The following is a 15,232-nucleotide window of genomic DNA, read 5'->3' on the forward strand; positions in this document are numbered from 1 at the left end:
GTACTTCTTTATTGCAGCAAAACTATTTGCCTTCTGCTGCTTTCTTTTTACGTCCTGCAAGGCGGTGACGATCCTGTCCAGAGAGGATGTTCTTACGCAAGCGGATGGACTCAGGGGTAACTTCTACGCACTCATCTTCAGTGATGAAGTGAATAGCACGCTCAAGAGTCATAGGACGTACCGGAGTAAGAACAACAGCGTCGTCTTTACCGGAAGCACGAACGTTGGTGAGTTTTTTACCCTTACATGGGTTTACGTCGAGGTCGTTGTCACGGTTGTGTTCACCGATGATCATGCCTTCGTATACAGGCAGGCCAGCATCAATGAAGATTTCGCCTCGTGGCTCAAGGTTGAAGAGTGCATATGCAACGGACTGACCAGAACGGTCACACACGAGAGAGCCTGTGTGACGGGTCGGGAATTCGCCGCGGTATCCTTCGTAACCGTCGAAAAGGGAGTTCATGATGCCGGTACCTTTGGTGTCGGTAAGGAACTCGTCACGGTAACCGATGAGGCCACGGGATGGAATGGAGAATTCCATACGTACACGACCAGTGCCGTTGTTCACGAGGTTGGTCATGCGACCTTTACGTGCAGAGAGTTTCTCGGTCACAACGCCCATGAACACGTCGTCACAGTCGATGAACAGTTTTTCCATTGGTTCGGAAAGAACGCCGTCGACCTCTTTGAAGATAACTTCTGGACGACCGATTGTGAGTTCGAAGCCTTCACGACGCATCTGTTCAACGAGGATAGCCATCTGGAATTCACCACGGCCTTTTACGATGAAGCTGTCACGCTCTTCACTGTCTTCAACACGGATTGCTACGTTGAGCATGGTCTCACGGTTGAGACGCTCACGGATTTTACTGGACTGAACGTGTTTGCCTTCAGTGCCTGCAAGCGGAGAAGAGTTGATGCTGAAACGCATGGAAACGGTTGGTTCGTCAACGTTAATGCGTGTCAGTGCTTTTGGGTCTTCTTTAGTACAAATGGTATCGCCGATTTTAACGTCTTCGATACCGGAAATTACTACGATGTCACCCGGGTTGGCAGTGCTTGATTCAGCAAGCTTTAAGCCTTCATAGGTCTGGATTTTGGATACGCGTAGGCTACGCGGGGTGTTGTCAGCACCGATGCATGCAAGCTGATCGTTACTTTTGATGGAACCGTGGAATACACGGCCTACAGCAAGACGACCGAGGTAGTCGGAGTAGGAAAGGTCAGCAACGAGCATCTGGAATGGCTGTTCAGGGTCATGCTTAGGACCTGGAACTTCAGAAAGAATAGTCTCAAAGAGTGGGGTGAGGTCTTTCTGTTCTTCTTCTGGAGAAGTCATTGCAACGCCGTCACGGCCGATTGCATACAGAACAGGGAACTCAAGCTGTTCGTCGGTTGCTTCGAGGTCGATGAACAAGTCATACACTTCATCAAGTACTTCGCTGATACGTGCGTCTGGACGGTCAATCTTGTTGATAACAACAATAACTTTAAGTCCGGCTTCAAGAGTTTTCTTGAGTACGAAACGAGTCTGCGGAAGTGGGCCTTCGGATGCGTCAACGAGCAGGATTGCGCCGTCAGCCATTGTAAGAGAACGTTCAACCTCACCACCAAAGTCGGCGTGACCCGGGGTGTCAATGATGTTAATTTTTGTGTTTTTCCAAGAAACAGCACAGTTTTTTGCTGCAATGGTAATACCACGTTCGCGTTCAAGGTCCATGCTGTCCATTACACGGTCATCAACTTCCTGATTAGCGCGGAAGATGCCGCCCTGTTTGAACATTGCGTCAACAAGGGTGGTTTTGCCGTGGTCAACGTGCGCGATAATCGCAACGTTACGAATTGCATCGTTATGAGTAGTCTGAGTCACAGATAATTCCTTATATAAATGCAAAAGTTCTATCGTTGCTGCTGGTTTTGGCGGCATGGCGAAACTTTCGCGGTTATGCGTTGTGTCGGTGGCATATACCTAAGCGAGGGAAAGGGCAAGCACTCAGGCATGTGTTTTGCTGATAATGTAGCATGCGGAGAGCGTGAAAGCACGAAAAATAGGGCACAGTGAGCTTTCTGTCAGAGAAAGCTCACTGTGCCCATATCATTCTAATGAAATGCAATAAACTTCCGATAAGTGCTTTGAGGAATCAGATGTTCCCGTGCACGAGGCTGTTGGAAGTATATTAGGTGGGGATGCCCGTGTTAGCGTTGCTTGGCGACAACTGCCTGCAGCAGGGCAGAGAGGTTTGCACCGGCTTTGTTTGCTGTACGGATAATTTCATCAAGCGGAACATCTTCCATGCAGTCGGGAAGGTTTTTGTTTGTCAGGCAGGACACACCAAGAACCCGTAGCCCGAGATGACGGGCGGCAATGACCTCCATAACGGTAGACATGCCGACAGCATCAGCGCCAAGGCGTTTGTACATGCGGGTTTCAGCCGGAGTTTCCATTTGCGGACCATGTACTCCTGCATAGATTCCTCGTTCCAGTCGAATACCGAGCTTGGCAGCTTCTTCCATTGCACAGGTTATGAGCTGCGGGTCGTATGCCTGACTCATGTCAGGGAAACGCGGTCCCCAGTTGTCAACATTGCTACCGGAAAGAGGTGTACGTCCAGTAAAGTTGATGTGGTCGGTGATTGCCATGAGGGTTCCGGCATCCCATTGTGGAACAAGGCAGCCTGCGGCATTGGTGGCAATATAGGTATCAATACCTAATGAGGCCATCACGCGGACCCCCATGCTTACTTCAGCAGGGGAATACCCTTCGTATAAGTGGTTTCTTCCCTGTTGAATTACTACAGGAACATCGGCGAGTGTGCCGAAAACAAACTGTCCTGCATGCGATTCCACTGTGGAATGCGGAAAATCAATGATGTCGTTGTAAGAGATGGTCTCGGTTATAGTAACCGCGTTTACAAAATCACCAAGGCCGGTGCCAAGTGCAATGCCGATTTTTGGAGAAAGATCGTTTTTTGCAAGCTCTTTGATTGACTGTACGGCGTTATGTACTTTATTCAAACTTTGCATAACCTGCTATACCTATTGATAGATTGTAGGGAAACATGTTCCGTAATGGGTTTGACGGAACATGATGCAGTCACATGTTGTGATAAATTATACGAACCCGCCTGTTACATAGGTTTAATATATGGATATTGCAACTCTTCTCGGGGTCGTTGTTGGTTTTGCTCTTGTTGCTGGCGCAATTTTTATGGGGGGGAGTGTTGGCGATTTTATTAACATACCGGGCGCTATGATTGTATTTGGTGGTTCCGGTGCTGCTATTTTTGTAACATTTCCTTTAGAAGAAGTGGCGTTTGCTATTGCAAGCGTTGTAAAAGTTTTCGCTTCCCGCCGTACTAAGATTCCGGAAGTGGTTAACACCATGGTTCGTATTGCAGAGATCAGCCGCCGTGAAGGTCTGGTTGCTCTGGAAAATATTAAGACTGAAAGCCCACTGCTCAAAAAAGCATGTCAGCTTATTGCTGATAACGCTGATCCAGATATTATTCATGACACATTAAAAATTGAAATTCTGTCAATGAAACGAAGACAGAATATTGCAATTGCTGTATTTAACAGGCTCGGTGCTGTAGCTCCTGCTTTCGGGATGATTGGTACGCTGATTGGTCTGGTTCAGATGCTTGCACATCTGGATGATCCTTCAACTATCGGTCCCGCAATGGCTATTGCTCTTCTCACAACATTTTATGGTGCGTTGCTCGCTAACCTCCTTTTCCTGCCTATGGCTGGTAAGCTGAAGGCAAGAACCCTTCAGGAAGAGGTTCAGCTTAATATTATCTTTGAAGGCGCCAAGTGTATTCTGGAAAACAATAACCCGCGCTTAGTATACGAAAAATTAAGCTCATTTATTTCTCCAGAGGACAGAAAAGATGTTCGAAGATAGAGATGACTACGCATTAGGAAACGATAGCGGAGAAGACACTCAAGAGGGCACATGGCTTACAACGTTTGCAGATATGGTAACTTTGTTACTGGCCTTCTTTGTATTACTTTTTTCTATGTCAGTTATCGATCAAAAGCAGTTTACGGACTCTTTTTTAACAGTTCGTCAGGTTTTTGGTGGCGATGATCAGAATTTACTTACTTCACCTGTACGGCAGGACGATACCGCAATTCTGGAGTCCGTCCGTTTGCAGAAGCAGCTGATTGAAGCACAGCGACAAGTGTATTCAGATATTCGGACCTATCTTAACCAGAAAGGGCTGGAAGGGCAGATCGGAGCTGTTTTTGATGAAGGTGTAGTAACCTTGCGGCTTCCATCCGCCGCTATGTTTGAAAATGGCAAGGTAACATTAAGCCGGAACGGCTATGTATTGTTAGAGGAAATGCGCCAGTTGTTTTTGAAGAATAAAGCTCAGAGTATCAATATCAAAGGGTATACTGATGATCTGCAGCCAAGTCCTTCAAGCCGCTATAAAGATAACTGGGAAATATCAGCATTGCGTGCAGTCAATGTTCTGCGTTACTATATTGAAAGAGGTATCGAGTCCCAACGACTTACCGCGACTGGACTTGGCGATCTTGACCCGATCATGCCCAATATCAATGAAGCAAACAGAGCGCAGAATAGACGAGTTGAATTTGTTTTAGAAAGACGGGTGGGCAAGTAGCTATGGGTAATCTCGATTTTACTATGCCAACGGGGAATGAGCGTCGTAGGGCTTTTCGTGCAAAGGCGTACGGAATTGCCGTTACCTTTGAAGAGCAAAATCTGACTTGCGATATTCTGGACGTCAGTGTAACAGGGTTCGCGATAAAAAATGAGTCAGTATTATTAAAAGAGGGCGCTGAGTACTCTGTTTCTATTCTTGTTGCGGGAAAGACATACCTTTCCGATCTTACATGCAGAGTCGTCAGAATACTTGATAATGGCATAATTGGCTGCGACTTCCGCACTCTTGATCGCAGACAGGAAGCACGGCTCGACAGGCTTGTGCTTGAATTGCAAAAGCGAATGATCGCTAAGAAAAGAGAAAAATCTGCAGCTGATTAGGCTGCAAAAATCGAGGGTAATACGTGCAGAATACAAACCACAAGGTGCTGGTGGCAAACAGAGGGGAAATTGCCATCCGTATCATGCAGGCTTGTCAAAAGCTTGGTTTAGGTTTTGTCTGTGTTTACACTGCAGAAGATAAAGCTTCCGGCCATGTTCGCATGGCTAAAGAGCATGGAGGCGAAAAAAGCCTTTACCGTATTTCTTCTTATCAGGATGCAAACGAACTGCTAGCTGTGGCTGATGAATCAGGTGCGACTGCTATTCATCCAGGCTATGGCTTCTTTGCAGAAGACTATCGTTTTGCACGACGTGTAACACAGCGTGAAAATAAGCTTATTTTTATCGGTCCGTCATGGAGAATTATCCGTGAGCTGGGCGATAAAATTAACACCAAACGCCTTGCGCGTAGCTTAGAAGTACCAACCGTACCGGGGTCTGACCGCCCAGTGTACGACGAACTTGAAGCAGAAAAGATTGCTCGTCAGCTTTTCGAATTTCAGGAAGAGCAGGGCATTGAACGCCCAATGGTACTGGTAAAAGCTTCCGCAGGTGGTGGCGGTATGGGTATTGAAGAGGTGTACGATATTGACCTCTTTAAATCTGTATACCGTCGTATCCGCAGCTATTCTCTTCGTCAGTTCAGTGACGAAGGTGTGCTTATCGAACAGCGCATCAAAGACTTCAACCACTTGGAAGTACAGATCGTGTCCGACCGTACCGGTAAAAATCCAGTACACTTCGGTACACGTAACTGCTCTATCCAGTCTACCGGTCTTCAAAAACGCCTTGAAATCGCGCCGGGTTTTGACCCAAGCTCTATCAACTACACATTCGACGCTCAGAAAGTTCTGGACGATATTACCGAATACTCCCTCGCTATGGCGCGCAAGGTTGGCTACGATAACGTAGGTACCTGGGAATGGATTGTAACCCGCGACGGTCGCCCGTTCCTCATGGAAGTTAACACCCGTATTCAGGTAGAAAACGGTGTTTCTGCTATGATTTCCCGCGTTAACGGTAAAGCCGGTGTTGACCTTATCGCAGAGCAGATTCGAGTAGGTTTAGGGGAACCTCTTGGGTACTCTCAGGATAACATCACCTTTGAAGGTGTTGGTATTGAGTACCGCCTCATTGCAGAAAACCCGGAGATCAAATTTACTCCGTGGGTTGGTCTCATTGAGGATTTTGGTTGGGATAAACACGATTGGCTTGAAATGCATACTCATGTTCCTACGGACGTTGCGTATGACATTCCAACCGAGTTTGACCCTAACCTTGCCCTTGCGATTATTTGGGGTAAAGACCTGTCTGAGGTAAAAAAACACGGCAAGGAATTCTTGGATGAACTGCGTCTTACCGGCCAGAATCAGGGTGGTGAGTCTCTTAAGTCCAATGTTAACTTCCTGCGCACTAAAACTGACGAAATTCTTAAGTTCTAGTGCTGGAGCCGTAACGCTCAGTAATGCATTATCAACCCCGCCTAGCGGCGCGGGGGAGACTATATGGATACCGAAAAGAGAACACAGCATTTAACCGAACGTCTTACGTACATCAAAGACATCTTCGGTGATAAGCAGCAGGAAAATATCCGTCTGCTTGAAACAAAGCTTGAAGAGTTCGTTCAGCGTGAGAACGCCTTGTCTACTGAAGACAAGTTTGCTGCTCTCACAACGCTTGAAGACCTCTTTGGTTTTGTTGAACGTAATCTTGAAAATGAACTTACCGCGATGGACAAGGTACGCATTGTGCGTCATTCACAGCGTATCTGTCTTCGTGATATCTTAGAAAACGTATACGATAACTACACCGAAATCGGTGGTAAAGACGAAAACAGCATTGACCCATCTATGCTGATTGCTCGTGCGTACATTACTCGTCGCAGCGGCAAGCGCGTTTACCACCAGCCGGTTATGGTTATCGGTCAGGAAAAAGGGCACGGCGAAGAGTTCCGTAACGGTGGCTCTGTAAAACCTTGGGGTAACGCAAAAGCGTTGCATTACATGCGTGTTGCAGAAACCGAGAACATTCCTGTGCATACCTTTGTATTCACTCCGGGATCCTTCCCGGTTGAAGATGCACCTGGCGCGGCACAGCAGATTGCTAAGAACTTGTATGAAATGGCAGCGCTCAGCGTGCCGGTTGTATCTATCTTCTCTGAAGGTGGTTCCGGTGGTGCTGAAGCTATCGGCTTAGCTGACAGCCGTCTGATGCTTTCACACGGGTACTACTCTGTTATTTCACCAGAAGGTGCGGCAGCTATTGAAGGCCGTGTTCGTGGTGGAGAGCGTGCAGGTTCTGAACTTGTTGAAAAGTGTGCACATCAGCTCAAAATTACTGCTGATGACAACGTGCGCATGGGTTATATTGACCACAAGATTCAGGAGCCGCCTCTCGGTGCTCGTCCTTACCATTACGAATTCTTCCGCTGTTTGCGTCAGGAAGTTATCCGCGCAACTGATGAAGTTGTTCTGAACGTAAAAGGATTCTCTCCTTTCCGTGCTATGGCACTGCGCCGTCGTAAAGGTAAGTCAATCGAAGATCTTGATCTTGAAAACATCCATGTTCGCTGGAGCTTGAGCAAGAAGGCTCGTACTCGTCTTATCGCCAAGCGTCATGCGAAGTTTAATAAACTATCCAAATCCGCTTACATCGACCGCCGTCCGGTTCATCGTCGTGTGGCAGCATGGTTCGTAGAAAAAGGATGGGATACTTACTCCTACTTTAAGTACGACCTGTGGCGTTCACATCAGAAAAAACTGATGTACGCAGTAGAAGAAGTGGATGCGGAAGCTCGTGTTCTGATGGACAAGGTGAAAGGTCCTTGGAAAAAGCTTACTAAAGCTATTCCTGCCAGCACCTCCAAAGCCGACAAAGAGAAAGAGCTTACTATGCTTTCTCAGTGGGACGAAGAGGATCAGGGTAAAGGCCAGTGGAGCTACATTTCTCCACGTGCGAAAGAAGATCGTGCGATTACCTGTCCGAATGCGGAAACTCACGGTTGTCAGGACCTTTGGGCTCCTGACCTCTTTGGCGAGTATGCCGGTGTATGTAATAGCTGTGGACACCATTTCCCAATGGAATACCAGTGGTACATGCATAACATCTTTGATCCGGGTTCCATCTTTGAGTTTAACACTGAAGTTGAATCTGCTAACCCGCTTGGTTTTGAAGGTTTCGACCTTAAACTTGAGCAGGCGAAAAATAAGACTGGACTTAAGTCTTCCTGCACCACCTTTGAGGCACGCATTAACAACGTGAAAGTTGTTGTTGCTACCCTTATCGCACCGTTCCGCGGTGGTACTGTTGGTGCTGCAGAAGGTGAAAAGTTCATTCAGGCAGCAGAGCGTGCGAAGAAAAAACGCTTCCCGTTCATCAGCTATGTTCACGGCACTGCAGGTATCCGTATTCAGGAAGGTGTTAACGGCGTAATTCAGATGCCTCGTTGTACAATGGCTGTTCGCCGTTACATCGACGCTGGTGGTCTGTACCTCGTACTGTACGACACCAACTCCTATGCAGGTCCGCTTGCAAGCTTCCTTGGTTGTTCTCCTTACCAGTTCGCAATCCGTTCTTCTAACATCGGTTTTGCTGGTCCTGGCGTTATTAAGGAAACAACCGGTATGGATATCCCACCAGATTACCATCGTGCCCAGAAGGCTCTCAGCCGTGGTCACATTCAGGGTATCTGGGATCGTCGTGATGCACGACATAACTTATCTCAGGCGCTTATGACTATGGGCGGCCGTAACCTTTACTACAGATAGTGGAGGCTTTAGATGCTCGACATTACAAAACTTCTTGAAGAGATTAAAGCTTCTCCGTACGAAGAGTTGGTTATTACCGCTCCTCATACCGGTGTAGTATCTTTTGGTTCCATCAAAGAAGGTGACCGCGTTATCGGCGCAACTGGTACATGGCATGAAATTCCAGGTACCCCGATTGCAACCTTGCAGCGTGAACGCAACGATAAGATTATCCGTGCACCTCAGAAGGGTGTTGTTGAAAAAATCTACACTGAGCTTGAAGGCACTTTCGTAGAAGCAGGCACTGAACTTGTGCGCCTGCGTCACTTCCTTTCTAAAGAGGAAGTTCTCAGCATTATTCTTAAAAAAGCATTATACTTGTTCGAAGCTCCGGAGCGTGCGAAGTACTACTTTGTTCCGGAAGTGGACAGCAAGATTAAGAGTTCCGGCTCCCAGAGTGTTACTGTACACGATGGTATGGAATTGTTCATTATGTCCCGTATGAAACGTGAAGCACCGCTCAACTATTCTGGACCGGACGGCGTAATTTACTCCGTTTACTTCCAGCATAATGAGAACATTGATTCTGGGGCGCCACTCATCGGTGTATGTCCGCCGGATCAGCTTCCTCTTATTGAAGACGTAGTTGTTCGCGTACAGACCGAGTGGACTGAACAGGAGTAAGTATGGGTAAAGTTCTGCAGGTTCGAGTTTGGGCGTCTACTTATTCAGAGGACGAAGTGAAGGAAGCTTGGCCTCGTTTATACGAGCTTGCTTTTCCTAAAGAACAGCAACGCTATGTGGCTAAAGCCGGTGTGATTGAGATGATTGAAACACTGGTGGACGCGTGCCGCTTTGCTGACTGGTCTGATGAATTAAAGGCGTATGCCAAAGAGCCGCTTGATGCTATTTTTGCGCTCCGTCAGGAGCTTGAAGAAGCATTAAGCGAGTGGAATCCGCAGAAAGCTAACCAGCTTACGGATAAAATCGAAGATGCATTATCAGACCTTGAAAAAGATTTACCGAACGAGTAAGAATCGTAGATAAAGTCAATTTTAAGGAGCCCAATAATGCTGAATAAAGTGATGATCATCGGTCGTCTTGGTGCAGACCCGGAGTTACGTTACGCGGGTAATGGTACGCCTATCGCTAACTTTAACGTAGCGACAGACGAATCCTTCACAGACCGTGACGGTAACAAACAGGAACGTACTGAGTGGCACCGTGTGGTTGTCTTCCAGCGTGTGGCTGAAAACTGCGCTAACTACCTTGGTAAAGGAAGCCTTGTGTATGTTGAAGGCAGTCTTCAGACCCGCCAGTGGCAGGATCAGCAGGGTCAGACCCGTTATACTACGGAAATTAAAGCACAGCGTGTGCAGTTCCTCGATCGCAAGGGTGATGCTATGCAGCAGGGCGGCGAACGTCGTTCCTTCCAGCAGAACAATGCTCCGCGTCCGCAGCAGAACAACAATTTCCAGCCTCAGCAGCAGTATAATTCTGGTAATGAAGACCTTGGTCCCGCATTCCCATCTGAAGCTAGTGGAATGGATGACGTGCCCTTCTAGGTCGTCGTTGTTCCATCTATATATTTACCCGAAGGCGTTTTTCGCCTTCGGGTTTTTTTGTAGAGTATGTGGATATGAAGAGGATACACATGTTTGATAGAGCATTATTGTTTGACTGGGGTGGAACTCTTATGGAGACCATGCCGGTCTATCAGGGAGAAGAGCGGGGGTGGTCCACGGTTCCTCCTGTTGAAGGGGCAGTAGAAGCAGTTAAGGCTGCAAGTAAAAGCTGGCGGGTTGCGTTGGCTACAAATGCTTCAGAATCTGGTGACGAAGCAATCTTCGCTGCTTTTGAACCGTTGAGTATCCGTGAATGCTTTTCTGCTGTCTACAGCTTTGGTAAGGCAGGCAGGCCGAAGCCTTGGGTGGAGTTTTGGCGTTATGCTTTGAATGATCTTCAATTGCCTGCAGAGCGTGTTGTGATGATCGGTGACAGCTACATGGATGATATTTGGGGTGCCACAGAGGTTGGCATGAACGGTATCTGGTTCAACCGACGTTCATCTGAGCGCAAAGAAAAGAAACGGGTGCGTACTATTCATTCATATGCAGAGCTGAACGATGCTCTGGCTTCTCTGGGGTTTTAGTAGAGAAGCACTACAGTGCCCCATAAGATGAAAAGAAAAAAGCCAAAGGAAATATTCCTTTGGCTTTTTTCTTGGGTGCTTACACGATTTGCCCAAGAGAATGAATTAGGTTTTTGCGTAGCGCTCTATGACGCCATATTTCTTGCTCGTCACCTGTGACGAGATCGTTACGGAGTTTTGCGCGCAGTTCTTCTTTTTGTTTCTGCGTCAAGTGAAGCATCTGTATGTCGCCTAGGAGTTCCAATGGATCGGTGTATTGCGCAGGAGCAGGCTGCACCTTGGAATCATGGTACAAAAACACGATATCTGCTTTTGGGGCTTTAGCAAATTGTGTTAAGAAGGCTAACATGGACAATCTCCTTTTCTCCGGAATATCCGGAAAGCTCTTAGCTGTATTGTTTTATCGGGCGCGCAATCGCTAAAAATCCGCCCGAAGGAATAAAAAAAGCCTCTCAATTGAGAGGCTGGATGTGCGTAAACAGCCTCATGGTTTCCGCGTAAAGCGGCTGGCTTAGCACCTTGAACTACTGTGGTAGTACAGGTTGCCGGACAGTCATCGGGCCAGGTCCCTTGTGTCCTCTGCATGAGTTCTATGTCTAGTATGTTTTAATAACGGTTAAAGTCAAGCAGTAAATTTGCAAAAAGTGATATTGTTATTATTAAGGCTGGTTATATGTTAGATTTGTGTTGTATAACAAGAAAAACAGATTGCCAGCTTGTGTGTCGTTAACATATTTGTACTTTTCGATAAAATCACGAGTAAACCATCAGTAGTATTTCAAACCTTGATGAGGTACGTAACGTAGATTGTTGTATGAGCAGATAGTCGTCGTCCAATGCGATACTATTTCAGGGTTTTTATGTAAGGAGCTAACGCACAAATGGCGTTCTTAACAGGCAGACAGCACATGGGACTTGCGGCAGTTATTATGGCTGTGAGCATTTTCCTGTCGCGATTTATGGGGCTTATCCGTGATAAGGTTATTTCCTTTTATTACGGTGCATCCATAGAGTCTGATATCTATTTTGCTTCGTTTGTTATTCCGGATTTTCTTAATTACCTGCTTGCTGGCGGGTATTTTTCCATAACCCTTATCCCGTTACTTGCTGAATATTTTGGTAAGGACGAGAACGAAGGCTGGACGTTTTTTTCTTCCGTGCTGTTCTGGGTATGTATGTTTATCACAGCGGGAACTTGTGCTGCATGGATAGGGGCTCCCTATTTAGCAAAGATCGCGGCACCGGGGTTTGATGCAGCTTCGATTGCGCGTCTTACCTATTTCTTACGCATTATTTTGCCTGCGCAGATTTTCTTCCTGTTAGGTTCATGTTTTTCCGGCGTGTTGTACATGCGCAAACAGTTCATGGTTCCGGCGCTTGTTCCTCTTGTTTATAATGCAAGCATCATTATCGGCGGTCTGTTTATGATCGATAGAGGAATGGAAGGATTTTGCTGGGGCGTACTTTTTGGTGCTGCAACAGGAAGTTTTATGCTGCCGTATCTTGCCGTGCGTAGCGGTGGGTTCCAATGGCGTTTTGCTTTGCGCCATCAAGGTTTAAAACGTTTTGTTTTGTTGGCGTTGCCTCTTATGATAGGGCAATCCATTGTTGTACTTGATGAGCAGTTTGTACGTATCTTTGGTTCTCTTACTGGTGACGGTTCAGTAAGTCTTTTGAACTACTCCCGTCGTATTATGTTGGTTCCTGTGGGAGTTGTTGCTCAGGCTGCAGGGGTGGCTTCATATCCGTTCCTTGCAGCGTTGGTAGCAAAAGGGGATACAGCAGAGTTCAACTCTACACTTAGCAAGGCATTGCGGAATACGATGCTTTTTATCGTCCCTCTTTCCTTCTGGATGATCAGTGCAGCAGAACCGACACTTCGTCTTATCTTTCAACAGGGTAGCTTTGGTTTAGAGGAAACTCTTGGTGCAACACCGCTTCTGCAGATTATGTTGGCTTCAGTTGCGTTCTGGGGCGTACAGCAGATGATTGGACGAGCCTTCTATGCATATAAAGATACCATTACCCCTGCTGTTGTGGGCAGTGTGGTTTCTATCATGGCCATACCTCTATACTGGTTTTTGAGTAAAACTATAGGCGTGATGGGCGTGGCGTTGGCTGGAACTATGTCAGTTGTTCTTTATACGCTGGTTCTGTCAGCTGTCTGGATGCGTAGACATGGTAGTGATGCCTTTACAGGCGTCCTACGTATGTTCCTGCTTTCAGCAGTACTGTGTATTCCTGCAATGGTGGGGTCTGTCTATGTTGTGCAGCAGGTTCCTCTATTGTTTGAAGGACGTCCGCTCACAGGTGCTTTTATTTCGTTGGCAGTAAGTGGAACTCTTTTCTGTGGGTTGTACTTGTGCACGTCATGGTTGATTGCCCCTAAGGCAATTGAACCTATTGTTGCATTTGTTCGCGGACGAGTGCTACGCCGTGTTTAGGATGTATTCATATGAGCTTTTGGGGCTCTAATAACATTGTTCGTTTTCTGAATGTGAAAAAGGAGGTAGCTATGCAACCTCCTTTTTTAATCTATTTACTATAGAGTTCTGGGCAAATGACGTTTACTGCTCTAGCCCGCCTTCCGGATCACCAAAAAACACATCAGTGATATCTGTTTCTTCAGTTTCAATTGCTGTCAGCTTTTCATCAAGCCACTGACGTAATGCCTGTGCGCTATGATAGTTCATCACAATGCGTGAATGAACATCTCGAACCAGTACTTTTTCTTCGGTCTGAGCAATGAGCTCTGGCCCAAGAGTTCCATCCGGATTAATGACACGTTCGGAAAAGTCAGGAAGCTTGTCAGATTCAGTATAGAAATTCATTTCGATTTCACCCTGCGAGTTCACACCACCCCATACGCCGTGGGTGTATTGTTGTTTGACTCCCTCGCGGATGTCGTATTCGAAGCGGATTTTTGATGGAAGCTTAAAGCTGCGGGGCATGGTTGTCTCCTGCTCGTCGTTGTTTTTTTATTGCGATCGATGCGGGCAGCCGCATGTGTAGTAGCATGGTAAGATGAATGGCAATATACACGCGTGTATTATTGTTGGCAAAGGCTTCTCTTGTTTGTGGGACTTGACTGAATTGCGGTTATACAGCACAGTCACAACTCACGAAATCAACCATCCCGGGAGAGGATTATGGCTGACTATACAAGCGAAAATCTCGAAGCTAAACCATATTTTGATATTGAATTGCTGCTGCAGCTGAGTCAGGAGACTCGTATTGACGGCGCTTTGATGGATAAGATGTCTTCCTTATGGGAAAAGTGGCTCAACCACCTTACCGTAAAGAAAATCAAAGTTGGTAAAATTCAATACCTTGCTGTTTGGCTTGATGAGGAAGCGGAAAAAGATACAGACGCTGCATGGGATGACTCCCCGTCTGATGCATACATGATTACCAACCTTGCACAGGCGTTCATCATGAGCAGCATTTACTCTGTTCTTCCTGATGTTGAAACTGCAGGCTGTGCTCCGGCACCAAGACCTACTGACGGACTTGTAGATGCTATGGAAGACCTCGGTTGTCCGTACAACGACAACGCGTCTGCACTTTCTCGTCGTTTTGCTGTTCTCACTTTTTACCCGTTCAAGGGTGCATGTGACATTTGTTACCTGCAGCCAGATTGTCCTAAAGGTAATGGACAGGATCAGGGCAGTGGTAGTTTTACCATTCCTGGATTTGAGGCTGATACTCAGTAACAGTCTGAAGCATTATGAATGTGAATTAACCCGTAGTTGCACTTGTGACTGCGGGTTTTTTCGTATCCACTGAAGCAGCTCTGCAACAGATATAGAGGTACCATCTAATGATGCGGTAGAAATTGACTCTGGTACTTCTTCAACCGCAGCTTCAAGCTTCGAGGCAGGAATTGAAATACCTTTCTTCAGGATATTGAGTCCTTTGTCTTCCATGATGGAGTTGAAAAGCAGTAGGGTTACAGTACCTTCTGTGATCTCCTGAGCTGGTTCTGTATTGTGGTATGTAATGCCACTACGCATGCTGGAAATAGGGCTATTGCGGCGCATAGTTATTCCTGCAACGCCCGGAGCGACTGCGCCAAGCGCAATGCGGGCGTTTGCAGGAATGATTGCTGTGTTCAGGTCGTCAACAGGTTTGCCGTCAATGAAGATGGTCTTGATTTCTGAGTCAATGTATTCTTCATCAAATTCAACACGGTTAGTCAAAAAGTTCATCATGGTATCGCCGATGTCCGCAGTTACTTTTGAGGGAGACTGCAAAAGGTATTTCCACGTTGCGTGTGATCTTTTTGTATTTCTAATACGAAGAGTTAGTTGAGTCATTGAG

16 protein-coding genes and 1 riboswitch are annotated in these 15,232 nt (G+C 46.7%); of the genes, 11 read left to right on the forward strand and 5 right to left on the reverse strand.

Features of this window, described 5'->3' with window-relative positions:
• Positions 1 to 22 precede the first annotated feature (22 nt).
• Positions 23 to 1,870, reverse strand: coding sequence for a translational GTPase TypA (typA, locus tag BUR09_RS00405; RefSeq protein ID WP_074214994.1), 1,848 nt, complete (start codon positions 1,868 to 1,870; stop codon positions 23 to 25).
• 326 nt (positions 1,871 to 2,196) lie between these two features.
• Positions 2,197 to 3,024, reverse strand: coding sequence for a purine-nucleoside phosphorylase (locus tag BUR09_RS00410; RefSeq protein ID WP_074214995.1), 828 nt, complete (start codon positions 3,022 to 3,024; stop codon positions 2,197 to 2,199).
• Positions 3,025 to 3,145: 121 nt separating this feature from the next.
• Between BUR09_RS00410 and BUR09_RS00415 the strand changes: the two genes are divergently transcribed.
• The 9 genes from BUR09_RS00415 to BUR09_RS00455 all read left to right on the forward strand — a co-directional run bounded on the left by BUR09_RS00415 (position 3,146) and on the right by BUR09_RS00455 (position 10,912).
• Positions 3,146 to 3,904 (forward strand): motility protein A, encoded by a 759-nt coding sequence (locus BUR09_RS00415; RefSeq protein WP_074214996.1) that lies wholly within the window; start codon positions 3,146 to 3,148, stop codon positions 3,902 to 3,904.
• Positions 3,891 to 4,631: an OmpA/MotB family protein gene (locus BUR09_RS00420; RefSeq protein ID WP_074214997.1), complete on the forward strand. Its 741-nt coding sequence runs from the start codon at positions 3,891 to 3,893 to the stop codon at positions 4,629 to 4,631. The genes BUR09_RS00415 and BUR09_RS00420 overlap by 14 nt, the downstream gene beginning before the upstream one ends.
• Positions 4,632 to 4,633: 2 nt before the next feature.
• Positions 4,634 to 5,014: a PilZ domain-containing protein gene (locus BUR09_RS00425; protein ID WP_074214998.1), complete on the forward strand. Its 381-nt coding sequence runs from the start codon at positions 4,634 to 4,636 to the stop codon at positions 5,012 to 5,014.
• A gap of 23 nt (positions 5,015 to 5,037) precedes the next feature.
• Positions 5,038 to 6,456 (forward strand): biotin carboxylase N-terminal domain-containing protein, encoded by a 1,419-nt coding sequence (locus BUR09_RS00430; protein ID WP_074214999.1) that lies wholly within the window; start codon positions 5,038 to 5,040, stop codon positions 6,454 to 6,456.
• 63 nt (positions 6,457 to 6,519) lie between these two features.
• Positions 6,520 to 8,781 carry a carboxyl transferase domain-containing protein gene (locus tag BUR09_RS00435; protein ID WP_074215000.1) on the forward strand — a complete coding sequence of 754 codons (2,262 nt, stop codon included), beginning with the start codon at positions 6,520 to 6,522 and terminating at the stop codon, positions 8,779 to 8,781.
• A 12-nt stretch (positions 8,782 to 8,793) separates the two neighbouring features.
• Positions 8,794 to 9,444 carry a biotin attachment protein gene (locus BUR09_RS00440; RefSeq protein WP_074215001.1) on the forward strand — a complete coding sequence of 217 codons (651 nt, stop codon included), beginning with the start codon at positions 8,794 to 8,796 and terminating at the stop codon, positions 9,442 to 9,444.
• Between the two features lie 2 nt (positions 9,445 to 9,446).
• A complete protein-coding gene (locus tag BUR09_RS00445; protein ID WP_074215002.1) occupies positions 9,447 to 9,794 on the forward strand; it encodes a hypothetical protein in 348 nt (115 codons plus the stop codon).
• 36 nt (positions 9,795 to 9,830) lie between these two features.
• Positions 9,831 to 10,325, forward strand: a complete 495-nt coding sequence (locus tag BUR09_RS00450) for a single-stranded DNA-binding protein (protein ID WP_074215003.1) — start codon at positions 9,831 to 9,833, stop codon at positions 10,323 to 10,325.
• 89 nt (positions 10,326 to 10,414) lie between these two features.
• On the forward strand, positions 10,415 to 10,912 hold the full coding sequence (locus BUR09_RS00455; RefSeq protein WP_175565964.1) for an HAD family hydrolase: 498 nt from the start codon (positions 10,415 to 10,417) through the stop codon (positions 10,910 to 10,912).
• 79 nt (positions 10,913 to 10,991) lie between these two features.
• Here the strand turns inward: BUR09_RS00455 and BUR09_RS00460 are convergent, their stop codons facing one another.
• Positions 10,992 to 11,261, reverse strand: a complete 270-nt coding sequence (locus BUR09_RS00460; protein ID WP_074215005.1) for a hypothetical protein — start codon at positions 11,259 to 11,261, stop codon at positions 10,992 to 10,994.
• A 132-nt stretch (positions 11,262 to 11,393) separates the two neighbouring features.
• Positions 11,394 to 11,502, reverse strand: a riboswitch (SAM riboswitch).
• 291 nt (positions 11,503 to 11,793) lie between these two features.
• On the opposite strand from BUR09_RS00460, the gene murJ reads away from it, so the two are divergent.
• A complete protein-coding gene (gene murJ / locus BUR09_RS00465; protein ID WP_074215006.1) occupies positions 11,794 to 13,356 on the forward strand; it encodes a murein biosynthesis integral membrane protein MurJ in 1,563 nt (520 codons plus the stop codon).
• Positions 13,357 to 13,479: 123 nt separating this feature from the next.
• Here murJ and BUR09_RS00470 read toward each other — a convergent pair whose 3' ends face one another.
• Positions 13,480 to 13,863: a hypothetical protein gene (locus BUR09_RS00470; RefSeq protein ID WP_074215007.1), complete on the reverse strand. Its 384-nt coding sequence runs from the start codon at positions 13,861 to 13,863 to the stop codon at positions 13,480 to 13,482.
• A gap of 198 nt (positions 13,864 to 14,061) precedes the next feature.
• Here BUR09_RS00470 and BUR09_RS00475 point away from each other — a divergent pair, with 198 nt between their 5' ends.
• A complete protein-coding gene (locus BUR09_RS00475; RefSeq protein ID WP_074215008.1) occupies positions 14,062 to 14,625 on the forward strand; it encodes a hypothetical protein in 564 nt (187 codons plus the stop codon).
• Positions 14,626 to 14,637: 12 nt separating this feature from the next.
• Here BUR09_RS00475 and BUR09_RS00480 read toward each other — a convergent pair whose 3' ends face one another.
• Positions 14,638 to 15,228 carry a hypothetical protein gene (locus tag BUR09_RS00480; RefSeq protein WP_074215009.1) on the reverse strand — a complete coding sequence of 197 codons (591 nt, stop codon included), beginning with the start codon at positions 15,226 to 15,228 and terminating at the stop codon, positions 14,638 to 14,640.
• Positions 15,229 to 15,232 lie beyond the last annotated feature (4 nt).

It is taken from the genome of Halodesulfovibrio marinisediminis DSM 17456 (assembly GCF_900129975.1).
Classification (GTDB): domain Bacteria; phylum Desulfobacterota; class Desulfovibrionia; order Desulfovibrionales; family Desulfovibrionaceae; genus Halodesulfovibrio; species Halodesulfovibrio marinisediminis.